Here is a 14,127-nt window from a genome sequence, read left to right as displayed (position 1 = left end):
TATCACCGCACAAAAATCAATATATTGTATTTCTATGAATTCGAAAAGCCCATGGTTTCAATCATGGCGCTCTGTGCGGACGAAAAAAACTTACAACCGATCAGGTGGAATGAGGCAGAAAGAGGGATTGACATGATTACAACGATTACGAAACGAGATGGACGTGTGGCTTATTTTGACATCAATAAAATCGCCAATGCCATCGAAAAAGCCTTTCAGGCAACCAGCGGTGCCAAAAGCTATGCAACTTGTCTGGAAATGGCTCAGGAAGTATCTGATTATTTTGAAAATGAAAATATGGACTCCCCTTCTGTAGAACAAATTCAGGACAGAGTGGAACGGGTACTCATTGACCATGGCTTTGTGCAGACTGCAAAAGCCTATATCTTGTATCGTGCGGAACGTACCCGTATCCGTAACATGAATGACCGTCTGATGAAAACATTCGAGGACATCACATACAAAGATGCAACAGACAGTGATATCAAGCGTGAAAATGCCAATATCGACGGCAATACAGCCATGGGTTCCATGCTGAAATACGGCTCTGAAGGGGCAAAACATTTCTACGAATCTTATGTGCTGAACCCCAAGCACTCTGAAGCACACCGCAATGGTGACATTCACATTCACGACTTGGATTTCTATACCCTGACCACTACATGTTGTCAGATCGACCTGCTGAAACTGTTTGAAGGCGGTTTTTCCACAGGTCATGGTGTACTGAGAGAACCTAACAGCATTGCAAGCTATGCTTCTCTGGCATGTATCGCTATCCAGTCTAACCAGAACGACCAGCACGGCGGTCAGTCTGTACCAAACTTCGACTACAGCATGGCTCCCGGCGTTGCAAAGACATACAAAAAACGCTATCGTTCCAATCTGGCTTCCCTCATCGAAGTCATGGACAGCGAAGAACATGCAAAGGCAATGAAAGAAGCTTTTGCCAAACTGGAAGATATGGGTCTGGTGCCTACACTGGACAAAAACGAAGCATATGATGCAGAAGAAGCCAAACTGGCAGAAGAAATCGGCATCCCTACAGAAATCTATCAGAAAGCACATACTTTCACTGTAAAAAAATCCACAGAAGAAACAGACAAAGAAACATATCAGGCAATGGAAGCTCTGCTGCACAACCTGAACACTATGCACAGCCGTGCCGGCGCACAGACACCCTTCTCCTCCATCAACTATGGTATGGATACTTCCACAGAAGCCAGAATGGTTATGAAAAACATGCTGCTGGTAACAGAAGCAGGTCTTGGTGACGGGGAAACAGCCATCTTCCCTATTCAGATTTTCCGTGTGAAAGAAGGCGTCAACTTCAATCCCGGCGAACCCAACTACGACCTGTTCAAACTGGCATGCCGTGTCAGCGCAAAGCGTCTGTTTCCCAACTTCTCTTTCCAGGATGCGCCTTTCAACCTGAAATACTACAAAGAAGGTCATCCCGAAACAGAAATCGCATACATGGGCTGCCGCACACGTGTTATGGCAAATGTCCATGACCCTGAAAAAGAAATCACTCCGGGCAGAGGCAACCTGAGCTTCACCAGCATCAATCTGCCCAGAATTGCCATTATGGCAAACAAGAACATTGACTGGTTCTTCAACGAACTGGATCGCAAAATGGATCTGGTTGTGGAACAGCTGCTGGAACGTTTTGAAATCCAGGCAAAGAAAAAAGTACACAACTATCCTTTCCTCATGGGCGAAGGTATCTGGATTGACAGCGATAAACTGGGCTGCAATGACGAAGTACGTGAAGTGCTGAAAAATGGTACTCTTTCCGTTGGTTTTATCGGTCTGGCAGAAGCCCTGAAAGCCCTCATTGGTGTACACCACGGCGAAAGCGAAGTGGCACAAAACTTGGGTCTGGACATCATCAGCCACATGCGCAACCGTCTGGATGCACTGTCTCAGGAAACAAAACTGAACTTCACCCTGCTGGCAACACCTGCGGAAGGTCTGTCCGGCAGATTTGTAGAAATCGACCGGAAACGTTTCGGTTCCATCGAAGGCGTGACTGATCGGGAATACTATACAAACAGCTTCCACATTCCTGTATACTACCCTATCAGCGCTTATAAGAAAATCCAGTTGGAAGCACCTTATCACGCACTGACAAATGCAGGTCATATCACTTATGTGGAACTGGATGGTGATCCGTCTACAAACCTGGATGCCTTCGAAAAAATCATCCGTTACATGAAGGCTCAGGGCATCGGTTACGGCTCCATCAACCATCCCGTTGACCGCGACCCTATCTGTGGCTACAACGGCATCATCGGTGATACTTGCCCCAAATGCGGCAGAAAAGAAAATGAAGGCGAAGTAGGCTTCCAGAGAATCCGCCGTATCACCGGTTATCTGGTAGGTACACTGGATCGTTTCAATAACGCAAAACGTGCGGAAGTACGGGACAGAGTGAAACACTCCGTTGTGACTGAAGTAAAACTGACACCAAAGGAAGATTGATATGAGAATCAAAATCAGCGGCGTTGTCAACGATTCCATCGTTGACGGCGCAGGCTTTCGCTTAACGGTATTTACACAAGGCTGCCATCACAACTGTCCGGGCTGTCATAACCCTCAGACCCATGACCCCGAAGGCGGTTTCTGGTCTGATACAGAAGATATTCTGAACGTAGCAGTGGAAAATCCTCTGCTGGACGGCATTACCCTTTCCGGCGGCGATCCCATGGAACAGCCTGCTCCCTGCACTGCTCTTGCAGAAGGCGCACATAAAATGGGACTGAACGTCTGGACTTACACCGGCTACACATGGGAAGCCCTGCTGGAAGAAAACAATCCTGAACGAATGATGCTGCTGAAAAGCACCGATGTTCTGGTAGATGGACCTTTTCTTATGGATCAGCGTTCTTTGGAACTGCGGTTCAAGGGCAGCAAAAACCAGCGTACTATCGACGTAAAAAAATCACTGGAAACAGGCGAAATCATCCTTTGGGATAACTAAGTCAACTCACCATAAAATTCATATAGAAACAAAAAAAGCACAAAATCTCTTACAAAAGAAATTTTGTGCTTTTCTATTTTGTCAATCCAAAGGGATTTCCTTCATGCCTTCCGGTGTCCAGATTTTTGTATAACGGAAACCAAATTCCCGACAAGCCTGTGCCACCTCTCCAAAGGCAAAACCAATGGAATTACAGTCGTGGCTATCGCTGGAGAGAACAATCTCCCCGCCCCGTTTCTGCAATTCTTTCAGAAGTCCATAGGAGGGATATGGTTCTGTCCGAAGTCCTCGATACATGGCGCCTGTGTTGATTTCGAAAGGCACTCCTGTCCGCAGCAATTCCTCCATGGCTTCCAATGCCAGAAAACGATAGGTCTTTTCGTCCATATCAAAATACTTGTTTCCTTCATTGAACTTGGAAATCAAATCGAAATGCCCGATGATATCCGGTTTTGTTTTCGCTACCACTTGTGCTTCTGCTTCAAAGTAAGCAGCGGCATATTTCAGAAAATCCCCACCGAAAAACTCCCGCACAATGGTGTTTGTTTTTTCTTCGGACTCGTCTACAGTGTGGTACAGCCCATCTTTGTATACATAATGAGTAGAACCAATGACATAGTCATAAATATCTGTCGGTTCTGTGGAAAAACAATCCTGTTCTACACCGGCATAAACTTCCATTTTTCCGGCATATTCCGCTTTTACTGCCGCAATATCCCGCAGATAATTCTGGATATTTTCTCTGGACATGCAGTAGCTTTCGTCGAAATCCGTATAACCATGACCGGAGAATCCCAAATGGGTAAATCCTTTGTCAAAAGCGGCTTTTGTCATTTCCGCCACCGTATTTTTACCGTCACAATATTTTGTATGGGTATGATAATTGGCTTTTGGTATCATTTTGTCATCTTCTCCTGTTTCACTTTATGGTCGATGATATGACGGGAAGCCAGTTCTTTCCGCACATCTTCCAGAGAGATGCCAGCTTCCACCATCAATACAAGTACATGATACGCCAGATCCGCAATTTCGTAAATGGTTTCTTTTTTATCTTCTGCCTTTGCGGCAATGATGACTTCTGTGGATTCTTCCCCTACTTTTTTCAAAATCTTATCCAAACCTTTTTCGAAAAGATATGTGGTGTAAGAACCTTCAGGTTTATCGGCTTTTCTGCCTTCCAGCAATTCCATGAGCCCATCAATGGAAAAACCATGGTTTTCTTCACTCTGGTACACTGTTTCATTGAAACAGGATTCTGTACCCAAATGACAGGCAGGACCGTCCTTCAGCACTTCCACTGTCAGGGCATCTCTGTCACAGTCGGCAGTGATGCTAACAATATGCTGATAATTGCCGGAAGTTTCTCCTTTCCGCCACAATTCCTGACGGGAACGGGACCAGAAGCAGGTTTTGCCTTCTTTCATGCTGATTTCCAGACTTTCCCGATTCATATAAGCCACTGTCAGAACTTTTTTGCTGAGGACATCCACCACAACAGCAGGAATCAGCCCTTTTTCGTCAAACTTCAATGTATTCAAATCAAACATACGTCCAATCTCCTTTTATAACCGCATGGGAATGTTTTCTTTCGCCAGACGTTCTTTCAATTCCTTGATATTCACTTCGCTAAAATGGAAAATAGATGCCGCCAGACCTGCATCCACTTTGGGCAGTTCTTTGAACAGTGTCACAAAATCCTCCATAGACCCTGCGCCGCCGGACGCGATGACAGGAACGGAAACGGCATCACATACTGCTTCCAGCATTTCCAAGTCAAAGCCTTTTTTCACGCCATCAGTGTCAATGCTGTTGACCACCACTTCCCCAGCGCCCAATGCCACACATTTTTTGATCCATTCGATGGCATCCATGCCTGTGTTTTCCCGTCCGCCTTTGGCAAAGACCGTAAATTTACCATCTACCCGTTTCACATCCACAGAAAGGACAACACACTGGTCACCGTATTTCTGTGCCGCTTGTGCGATGAGGTCAGGATTTTTGATGGCACCAGAATTGACACTGACTTTATCGGCACCGCATTTCAGTACGCGGTCAAAATCCTCCAGCGTATTGATGCCGCCGCCTACAGTCAGGGGAATGAAAATGGTTTCTGCTACTTTTTTCAGAATATCTGTAAAAAGGGCACGTCCTTCCGCTGACGCTGTGATATCATAAAACACCAGTTCATCGGCGCCGTTGTCGCTATAATATTTCCCCAGTTCAATGGGAGAAGAAACGTCATTCAGCCCTTGAAAATTGATGCCTTTGACTACCCGTCCGTCCTTTACATCCAGACAGGGAATGATGCGTTTTGTAATCATTTGCCTTCCCCCTTTGCCAGTTTTACGGCTTCTGCCAAATCAATATGCCCTGTATACAAGGCTTTGCCCAAAATAGCGCCGTACAGCCCCATTTTTTCCAGAGCCGCTACATCTTCCAAAGAAGAAACGCCGCCGGATGCCACAATATCCATGTGGTATGTTTCGCCTAAGTGACGGTACAATTCCAGATTGGTGCCGGAAAGAAGCCCGTCTTTAGAAATATCTGTGCAAATGATGGTTTTCACGCCCATCTTTTCCAGTTTCTCACAAAAAGCGTCACAGGTCAAAGCAGAAACTTCTGTCCAGCCTTTGATGGCAACCATACCATCTTTGATGTCTACACCAACGGCAATTTTTTCACCGTATTTTGCCACCATATTTTCCAGAAAATCCGGCTGCGTGATAGCCGCTGTACCTAAAATCACACGGTATACGCCCGCATCCAGATATTTCCGAATGGTTTCTTCAGAGCGGATGCCGCCGCCCACTTCTGTTTTCAAGCCGCTTTTTGCCACAATATCCCGAATGGTTTCCAGATTGGGCGTGGTGCCATCTTTTGCGCCTTCCAAATCCACCAGATGTAAAAACTGGGCACCTGCTTTGGCAAAGGACTGTGCCACTGCCGCAGGATTATCGCTGTAAACGGTTTTCTTGGCATAGTCCCCACGTACCAAACGCACCGCACAGCCTTCGATCAGATCAATGGCAGGAAAAATAAACATGTGCCTTCCTCCTCTCACAGGTTACAAAATGCTTTCAGTATCTTCAGTCCCACTTCTCCGCTTTTTTCCGGATGGAACTGACAGCCATATACATTTCCTCTTGCCACTGCCGCTGTCAGTTCTGCGCCATATTCCGCTGTAGCTGTCACAAAATCCGCGCAGTCAACAGCTGCAAAGGAATGTACGAAGTACACACAGTCATTTTCTGCCAAGTCCGCAAAAATAGGGGATTTTTCTTTCTCTTTTGGAAAATGCAGTCCATTCCAGCCGATGTGCGGCACTTTCAGCCCTTCGCTAATCATAGGCGCGATAGGACGCACTACACCAGGAATGAGCTCCAGACCTGCATATTCGCCATATTCATAACTTTTTTCAAAAAGCAGCTGCATCCCCAGACAAATGCCCAGCAAAGGCTTGCCTGCCGCCGCTTCTTTCAGCACCACTTCCGCCATGCCGCTTTGACGCAGTTTTTCCGCCGCGTCCCCGAAAGCGCCAACGCCCGGCAGGATAATGTGGTCGCATTTCTGCAATACAGCAGGGTCATTTGTCACCACTGCTTCTTCTCCGATATATGCCAATGAGCTTTTCAGGGAAAAGAGATTCCCTACGCCATAATCAATGATTCCTACCATTACAGCACCCCTTTTGTTGACGGGATTTCATCCCGATATTTTTCGTCAATGGAAACTGCCTGTGCCAGCGTTCTGGCAAGGGCTTTGAATGTGCCTTCGATGATGTGATGGCTGTTTCTGCCAGAAATCTGTTTCACATGGAGCGTCATGTTTGCCTTCCGTACAAAAGCAATGAGAAATTCCTCTGTCAGTTCCGTGTCGAAGGTACCCACTTTTTCTGTAGGGATTTCCAGCCCATATTCCAGATGGGCACGACCGGAAAGGTCTACGGCACACAAAATCAATGTTTCATCCATAGGCAGGATGATATGTCCATAACGGCGGATGCCTGCACCATTGCCCAAGGCTTCCGCAAAAGCCATACCCAGACAAATGCCGATATCCTCTACGGAATGATGGTCGTCTACATCCACATCCCCGTGGCAAGTCACATCCAAATCAAAGCGACCATGTCTGGCAAAGAGGGTCAGCATGTGATTGAGAAAGCCACATCCGGTATCTATGTTACTTTTGCCTGTGCCATCCAGATTCAGGGCAAGAGAAATGTTCGTTTCCGCTGTTTTCCGTTCGATTTCACTTCTTCTCATGCTTTACCTCCTTCCGCCAGCAGTTCTTTTGTTTTTTCCAATAAAACATCCATCTGTTCATCGGTACCGATGGTGATGCGCACAAAGTCTTTGATTTTTTCTTTGCCGAAATACCGTACCAATACACCTTTTTTCTTCAAGCCAGCATACAAATCCGCACCACTTATGGCATCGGACTTAGCAAAAATAAAGTTTGCCACAGAGTCCAGCACCATAAAGCCGATTTCCCGCAGTTCTTTTGTGGTTCTTTCTCTGGTTGCGGCAATTTTCTTGCAGTTTTCCATATAGTAATCATTGCTGTCCACAGCTGCTTCCCCTGCTGCCAATGTAATGCGGTTGATGTTATAGGGGTTTGTGGAGTATTTGATTTTATTCAAGTCCTCAATGATGCCTTTGGAAGCGATGGCAAAGCCCAATCTTGCCCCAGCCATGGAGCGGGATTTGGAAAAGGTCTGCACCACCAGCAAATTATCGTATTTATGAATCAAATCCACACAGCTGGTACCACCAAAATCAATATATGCCTCATCAATGATCACCACATGGTTGGGATTGGACTGGATGATTTTTTCGATGTCATTCTGAGGCAATTCCAGCCCCGTAGGCGCGTTTGGATTGGCAATGACTACCATTGCCTCATTCTTACAGTAATCCGCCGCAGAGATGGTAAAATCCGCCTGTAAGGGCACCTGTTTTGCCTGCACCCCATAGAGGTCAGCATAGACAGAATAAAAACCATAGCTAATCTCCGGGAACATAGCTCCATGGGTTTCATCACAGAATGCCATGAAGGCAAAATTCAAAATATCATCAGAGCCATTGGAAAGGAAAATATTCTCCGCCATAACTCCGTAAAGGTCAGCCAGTTTCTGCCGCAGAATTTTTCCTTCCGGGTCTGGATACAGCTGTAATTTTCCAATCTCATCCCCATTTATCCTTGCAAACACTTCCGGTGAAGGAGGATACGGAGATTCATTTGTATTCAGTTTTACATACTGCATATCTTGGGGCTGTTCCCCAGGGGTATATGCTTCCAGTCCCGCAAAACGGGCGCTTAAAAATCTGCTCATAACGTTCCTCCTTTTTCCAGGCGTACCGAAACAGATTTTCCGTGTGCCTGCAAACCCTCTTCTTCTGCAAAACGCACAATCTTTTCGCCCACCTGTTCCAGAGCCTGTTGGGTATAGTATGTAAAAGAGGATTTCTTGATAAAATCATCTACGGACAAAGGGGAAGAAAAGCGAGCTGTACCGCTGGTAGGCAGGGTGTGGTTTGGTCCTGCAAAATAGTCCCCCAAGGCTTCCGGTGCGTGTTTCCCAAGGAAAATAGAACCAGCATGGCGAATCTGTGCCAGATACGCAAAAGGATTGTCTATACAAACTTCCAGATGTTCCGGTGCAATTTCATTTGCAATATCCACCGCCTGTGTCATGGATTCTGCCAAAATGATTTTGCTGCAATTATCAATGGATGCTCTGGCAATTTCTGCCCGAGGGAGCAGAGGAATCTGCCGTTCCAGTTCCGCAGAAACGGCATCTGCCAATCTTGTACTGTCTGTTACCAGTACAGCGCTTGCCATGGTGTCATGTTCTGCCTGAGAAAGCATATCCGCCGCAACAATCTCCGCATCACAGGTATCATCCCCCAGAATCAGGATTTCGCTGGGACCTGCAATCATATCAATGGAAACCCGACCAAAAACCTGTTTTTTGGCTTCTGCCACAAAGGCATTGCCAGGTCCTACAATCTTATCCACACGAGGCACACTTTCTGTACCATAAGCCAATGCACCAACAGCCTGTGCGCCGCCGATTTTAAAGATACGGTCTACGCCAGCAATTTCTGCTGCAACTAAAATAACCGGGTTGATTTTACCGCCTTTAGCTGGAGTGGTCATGATGATTTCTCTTACACCTGCAATTTTTGCCGGAATGGTGTCCATCAAAACCGTAGACGGGTAGCATGCTGTACCGCCAGGTACGTAAATACCAGCTCTGTCCAAGGGAATGATTTTCTGTCCCAGCACTACGCCGTCTTTTTCCGTGATCACAAAGTCTGTCCGTTTCTGTTTTTCATGGAAAGCACGAATGTTTGCTGCCGCTTCTTTCAAAATGGCAATGAGTTCTGGGTCTACTGCTTCCATTGCAGCCGCTCGTTCTTCTGCGGACACTTCCAACACATCCAGTTTCGCACCGTCAAAGCGTTCACAATAACGCCGAAGGGCTTCATCGCCATTTTTTCTTACATCTGCCAAAATTTCCGCTACCGCATCTGCCACATCTGTTTTTTCTTCTGTTCTATGAAAAATATCGTCAATAGATATTTCTGCATAACGATACTGTTTAATCATTTGTACCACCTCATTTTGCTTTCTCTCGAAGTTCTTCTATTTTTTCACACATTTTCCGTACCCGTTCATAATTGAACTGGTAGCTGGCTTTATTGGCAATAAGCCTTGCACTAATGGGCACGATATCCTCCAAAGGCTCCAGATTATTTTCTTTTAGCGTCGTGCCCGTTTCCACAATATCCACAATTACATCTGACATATGGAGAATCGGTGCAATTTCGATGGAGCCATGAAGCTTGATGATTTCAATTTCCATACTCTGTCTGCGGAAATATTCCCTTGCGATATTGGGAAATTTCGTTGCTACACGGAGGGTTTTGTCTGTAGTAAGTCTTGTGCCTTTGATACCTGCCACTGCCATACGGCATTTGCCAATACCCAAATCCAACAGTTCATAAACATCAGACCCTTGTTCCAGCAAAATATCTTTGCCTACTATACCCACATCAGCAGCGCCCCGTTCCACATACACAGCAACGTCAGAAGGCTTTACCCAGAAATACCGCACATGGTTTTCCTCATTTTCAAAAATCAGCTTTCGGTTCTGTTCCCGAATGGAGGGGCAGCCAAAGCCAATGCCTTCCAAAATATCATAGGCTTTTTCCCCCAACCTGCCTTTGGGCAACGCAATATTCAAATACTCAGCCAATGACTTCCACCCCGCTTTCACTCAACCGGCATAGCTGTTTGTATTTCAGTCTGCCGTCATCCTGTTTCTGCACTGCCACAGAAAGCCCCATGCTCTGAAGCATCTGCACTGCCCGCAGTTTTCCAATGGTATCGGTATTTTCGTCACACAACAGCAATGCATCTACGTCATAAGACTTTTCTTCTTCCCCATAACGTTCCAGCATATCCATATAAACTGCAAATCCCAGTGCGTCGGCATTCTTACCGCATTTATGCACCAAATTGTCATATCTGCCGCCGGAAAGCACCCCTGTGGGGATACCATCCACAAATCCTTGGAAGATAATGCCGTTGTAATAATCCATATCGTTGACAATGGAGAAATCCAGATGGATGCCATGGTCATACACGCAGGCTTTCAAGTTTGCATAGAGCCGTTCCAGTTCTCCAATGGCTTGTTCTGCTTTTTCATTGCCGCAAAGGGCTTTTGCTTTTGGCAGGATTTCTGCCAGACTGCCATGGAGGGATGCCAATGTCTGCAAACGCCTTGTAAGTTCTTCAGAAACACCGTTTTCCTTGCAAATCTGTGCAATGCCATGGGCATTTTTTTCACCAATGCAGACCAGAATTTTCTCCTGCTGGGAAGGCGGAAGGGCTGTTTCTTCCAATAATCCCTGTACAAAGCCCATGTGAGAAATATTCAGCACACTGCGGCTGGAAATACTGTCCAAACTTTTCTTTGCCAGCAGCACCACTTCACTGACAGCGTAATCATCCACTTCGCCAATATATTCCAGTCCCACCTGCATAATTTCTTTATATTCTCCGTCGTCTTTTCTGGCACGGTATACATTTTCGTTGTAATATACTCTCTCAGGGCAGTCGTAATTGCCCTTTGTATGCTTTACAATAGATAATGTCACGTCAGGTTTCAATGCAAGCAAATGCCCCTGTAACCCCTGAAACGTGATGATATTTTTCGTTGTTAAAAAACTTCTGTTTTCTGCATAAAAATCATATTCTTCAAACTTGCTCATTTTGAATTTACGATAGCCGTACTGTTCAAAGAGCGCCCGCAGACGAAACACCGTCTGTTCTTCTTTTTTCAATAATCCATCCCAATCAGTCATAAGGCACCTCCCATATGCTTTTCTTCATATTAAGCCAGTTTAGCACTTTAGTCAAGTAGATTATTAAAGTTTGGTATGTATATACAAATTGCTAAGTTTTTATTCAGATATTTATACAAATTGTATAAGATTTTGTACAATCATTTCTTTCTATATTGAAACAAAATAATAGACAATAAAAAAACCGGAATTCAACACATCTGTTGGTTCCGGTTTTTCTGATCCGCTTATTTTTTGGTTTCTACACAAACAACCTTCACATCAATCTTTGTTTCCGCTGTGCTTTCGCTGACTTCTGTTTCAGGCAGTGTACCGATTTCGGATAATTCATCAAAGAATGTCTGTTTCTGATTTTCTTTCATGGTCACTGTGATGGAAGATTCTGTTGCTTCTTTTTCTGTCAATTCCATTTCTGTGATAATGGTACGGATGCCATCCATAGCTTCCTTGACATCATTTACCTGCAAGGAAACCTGTTCCGGCATCTGCATATCGCTGGCACGTACAACAACTGGCTGACTGGATTCTGCTGTTCCAGCGCCTGCTGCGTCGTCTGACATGGTATTCATGGAATATGCTCCCACCAAAGGCTGCTCTGCTGCCTCTTCCTGTGGCTGATTTGTTGTGGATTCTGGCGCGGCTGCTTCTTCCTGCACACTCTGTACAGGTGCTTTCTGTTCGCTGTCTGCCGGTTTTGTCGTTTCTGTTGTGGTTGTTGTTTTTGGTGTCGTCGTAGAGATTTTCGGCTGAACTGTCGTCTGTTTGGGTTCTGCGGATACAGTGCCTGTAGTTTCTTCCACCACTGCATCCTGCAATGTTTCTGTTGTTTCGTCAGCCGTACTGTTGTCTGCTGTGATTGTTTCTTCTGTTCCATAACCGGATGCCTCCGGTGTATTTTTTGCCTCCTGAATGATGGCTTCCTGCGGTGCCCGCAGCTGCTGAATGCCCTGGATTCCGCCTGCCGCTGCCACCAGCACCACTGCTGCGGCAACCAGACCGAAATTCTTCCAGTTTTTCCGACGTTTCTGAGGGAACGGTACTACTTTACCTGTTTCCTGTTTTTCTGTCTGATCTATAGAAGCATCTGAAACTTTCGCCAAGTTTTCTTTTGCGATTTTTCCCATTAATTCTTCATGATAGCCTTCCGGCAAAGCAGCTTCGGGAAGGGTATGCAGGCTTTCCAGCATTTGTTTGACCATTTTTGCTTCGGCTGCGCATTCCGGGCAGCTTTCCAGATGTTTTTCCAGTTCTGCCGCTTCTTCCGCAGTAAGTGTGCCGTCGTAATAATCCCAGAATTTCTCCTGATACTGGCTACATTTCATCATGTCCTTCCCTCCTTTCTGCTTTTTTGACGTAAATCATTTGATTTTCGTTCCCTAATTTTTAAAATTTCTTCCTTTAATTGTATTCTGGCTCGGGAAATGCGTGATTTTACGGTTCCCAGCGCTGTATCTGTCATTTCTGCAATTTCTTCATAAGAAAAGCCACGGATATCCCGCAGCACAATGGCTGTTTTATGTTCTGGCGACAAAGTTTCCAGCGCCCGAAGGACTTCACTCTGCCCTTCCTTACGCATCAGGCTTTCTTCCGGTGTTTCTCCTGTATCGGCAAACTGTTTTTGATAGCTGCCTTCTGTATCCTCGATCTCTGCCTCCAAGGAATAGGTTTGTTTTCCTTTTCGGCGACGCATTTCATCAATGCATGTATTGACGGCAATGCGGTAAATCCAGGTGGAAAAAGCAGATTTTTCATCGAATTTTGACAGATTTCGATAAACCTTCAAAAAAACTTCCTGGGAAAGATCTTTCACATCTTCACCAGGGCCCATCATACGAAGCACGATGTTAAAAACGATTTTTTCATGCTGCAAAAGCAACTGTTCAAATGCCTGCATATCCCCATTTTTCGCGCGGGATACCAATGCGCTGCTTTCTACGGCATCGTTCTTTTTCTCCACATACTCACCCCAATTCGTGGTTGTTACCTTAAAATATTCTTTCTCCATTGTACCGTGAAAATTCTTTTTTGAAAAGAAAAAAACTCGTCAAAACATTGCAGACAACGTTTTAACGAGTTAAAAAAAGTCGAGGCGACAAGATTTGAACTTGCGACCTCTACATCCCTAATGTAGCGCTCTACCAAGCTGAGCCACGCCTCGACGACTTGTTTATCTTACTATATTTTGTTTCATTTGTCAACTTCTTTTTTCGTTTCTTTTGGGAAACATTTCCTTTGAAGCTGCTTTGGAAAAAAGAACCGAAAATGCCGTTTCCGACATTTCCGGTCTGTCCAATCGAGGCGACAAGATTTGAACTTGCGACCTCTACATCCCTAATGTAGCGCTCTACCAAGCTGAGCCACGCCTCGACGACTTCTCTATCTTACTATATTTCATTTCGTTTGTCAACTTCTTTTTTTGTTTCTTTTTGGAAACAATTTCTTTGAAGCTGTTTTGGAAATCAAAACCACCCGTTGAACGGGTGGTTTGATCAGACCCTATAAGGGTCTATCTCTTGTGGTAGCCCCCTAAAGGTGGCATTGAATAGTCTGGCAACCACACTTTTAACTCTGGCTGCCCCCTACTCGGGGGCACTTTTTATGCCTTATTTCACCGGCTCACCCGTGAACGGGTCTGTAAATTCCTTTAAACTTATTTGATCATTCATAATATCATCTTCCAGCTGATTTTTGATGTATTCTTTTATTGCCGTTTCATATCTGCCTACTGTATCTACAAAATATCCTCTACACCAAAAATGTCGATTTCCATACTTG

Annotated in this window: 15 protein-coding genes and 2 tRNA genes; 2 read left to right on the top strand and 15 right to left on the bottom strand. The window is 45.3% G+C overall.

The features are described 5' to 3' along the window. The first annotated feature begins 132 nt into the window (after nt 1-132). Both BUB35_RS06525 and nrdG read left to right on the top strand, forming a co-directional pair. On the top strand, nt 133-2,481 hold the full coding sequence (locus tag BUB35_RS06525; protein WP_072850250.1) for an anaerobic ribonucleoside triphosphate reductase: 2,349 nt from the start codon (nt 133-135) through the stop codon (nt 2,479-2,481). A 1-nt stretch (nt 2,482) separates the two neighbouring features. After that, nucleotides 2,483-2,980 carry an anaerobic ribonucleoside-triphosphate reductase activating protein gene (gene nrdG / locus BUB35_RS06520; protein ID WP_072850248.1) on the top strand — a complete coding sequence of 166 codons (498 nt, stop codon included), beginning with the start codon at nt 2,483-2,485 and terminating at the stop codon, nt 2,978-2,980. A gap of 81 nt (nt 2,981-3,061) precedes the next feature. Here the strand turns inward: nrdG and BUB35_RS06515 are convergent, their stop codons facing one another. From BUB35_RS06515 to BUB35_RS06445, 15 genes are all read right to left on the bottom strand, one after another. Further along, nucleotides 3,062-3,880 carry a histidinol-phosphatase gene (locus tag BUB35_RS06515; RefSeq protein WP_072850246.1) on the bottom strand — a complete coding sequence of 273 codons (819 nt, stop codon included), beginning with the start codon at nt 3,878-3,880 and terminating at the stop codon, nt 3,062-3,064. Next, a complete protein-coding gene (hisIE, locus tag BUB35_RS06510; RefSeq protein WP_072850245.1) occupies nt 3,877-4,527 on the bottom strand; it encodes a bifunctional phosphoribosyl-AMP cyclohydrolase/phosphoribosyl-ATP diphosphatase HisIE in 651 nt (216 codons plus the stop codon). Before hisIE ends, BUB35_RS06515 begins: the two co-directional genes overlap by 4 nt. A 15-nt stretch (nt 4,528-4,542) precedes the next feature. Then, nucleotides 4,543-5,301 (bottom strand): imidazole glycerol phosphate synthase subunit HisF, encoded by a 759-nt coding sequence (gene hisF / locus BUB35_RS06505; RefSeq protein WP_072850243.1) that lies wholly within the window; start codon nt 5,299-5,301, stop codon nt 4,543-4,545. After that, nucleotides 5,298-6,023 carry a 1-(5-phosphoribosyl)-5-[(5-phosphoribosylamino)methylideneamino]imidazole-4-carboxamide isomerase gene (gene hisA, locus BUB35_RS06500; RefSeq protein WP_072850241.1) on the bottom strand — a complete coding sequence of 242 codons (726 nt, stop codon included), beginning with the start codon at nt 6,021-6,023 and terminating at the stop codon, nt 5,298-5,300. Before hisA ends, hisF begins: the two co-directional genes overlap by 4 nt. Nucleotides 6,024-6,037: 14 nt before the next feature. Then, on the bottom strand, nt 6,038-6,655 hold the full coding sequence (gene hisH, locus BUB35_RS06495; protein WP_072850239.1) for an imidazole glycerol phosphate synthase subunit HisH: 618 nt from the start codon (nt 6,653-6,655) through the stop codon (nt 6,038-6,040). Beyond that, nucleotides 6,655-7,242, bottom strand: a complete 588-nt coding sequence (gene hisB, locus BUB35_RS06490) for an imidazoleglycerol-phosphate dehydratase HisB (protein ID WP_072850236.1) — start codon at nt 7,240-7,242, stop codon at nt 6,655-6,657. The genes hisH and hisB overlap by 1 nt, the downstream gene beginning before the upstream one ends. Then, nucleotides 7,239-8,312 carry a histidinol-phosphate transaminase gene (gene hisC / locus BUB35_RS06485; protein WP_072850234.1) on the bottom strand — a complete coding sequence of 358 codons (1,074 nt, stop codon included), beginning with the start codon at nt 8,310-8,312 and terminating at the stop codon, nt 7,239-7,241. The genes hisB and hisC overlap by 4 nt, the downstream gene beginning before the upstream one ends. After that, on the bottom strand, nt 8,309-9,592 hold the full coding sequence (hisD, locus tag BUB35_RS06480) for a histidinol dehydrogenase (protein ID WP_072850232.1): 1,284 nt from the start codon (nt 9,590-9,592) through the stop codon (nt 8,309-8,311). Before hisD ends, hisC begins: the two co-directional genes overlap by 4 nt. A 10-nt stretch (nt 9,593-9,602) precedes the next feature. Beyond that, nucleotides 9,603-10,241, bottom strand: a complete 639-nt coding sequence (hisG, locus tag BUB35_RS06475; protein ID WP_191344923.1) for an ATP phosphoribosyltransferase — start codon at nt 10,239-10,241, stop codon at nt 9,603-9,605. Next, nucleotides 10,234-11,352 (bottom strand): ATP phosphoribosyltransferase regulatory subunit, encoded by a 1,119-nt coding sequence (locus BUB35_RS06470; RefSeq protein ID WP_072850230.1) that lies wholly within the window; start codon nt 11,350-11,352, stop codon nt 10,234-10,236. The genes hisG and BUB35_RS06470 overlap by 8 nt, the downstream gene beginning before the upstream one ends. A 227-nt stretch (nt 11,353-11,579) precedes the next feature. After that, nucleotides 11,580-12,677 (bottom strand): anti-sigma factor family protein, encoded by a 1,098-nt coding sequence (locus BUB35_RS06465; protein WP_072850228.1) that lies wholly within the window; start codon nt 12,675-12,677, stop codon nt 11,580-11,582. Continuing rightward, nucleotides 12,674-13,309 (bottom strand): sigma-70 family RNA polymerase sigma factor, encoded by a 636-nt coding sequence (locus tag BUB35_RS06460; RefSeq protein WP_159432866.1) that lies wholly within the window; start codon nt 13,307-13,309, stop codon nt 12,674-12,676. Before BUB35_RS06460 ends, BUB35_RS06465 begins: the two co-directional genes overlap by 4 nt. Nucleotides 13,310-13,436: 127 nt before the next feature. Beyond that, nucleotides 13,437-13,510, bottom strand: a tRNA-Pro gene (locus tag BUB35_RS06455). Between the two features lie 135 nt (nt 13,511-13,645). Next, a tRNA-Pro gene (locus BUB35_RS06450) sits at nt 13,646-13,719 on the bottom strand. Nucleotides 13,720-13,955: 236 nt separating this feature from the next. After that, the coding region (locus BUB35_RS06445) for a transposase (RefSeq protein WP_200777573.1) at nt 13,956-14,127 on the bottom strand (172 nt) is incomplete at its 5' end.

This window comes from Anaerotignum lactatifermentans DSM 14214 (assembly GCF_900142265.1).
GTDB classification, from domain to species: domain Bacteria; phylum Bacillota; class Clostridia; order Lachnospirales; family Anaerotignaceae; genus Anaerotignum; species Anaerotignum lactatifermentans.
Note: the sequence above shows the minus strand (reverse complement) of the source record. Positions and strands in the feature narration are given on the sequence as shown.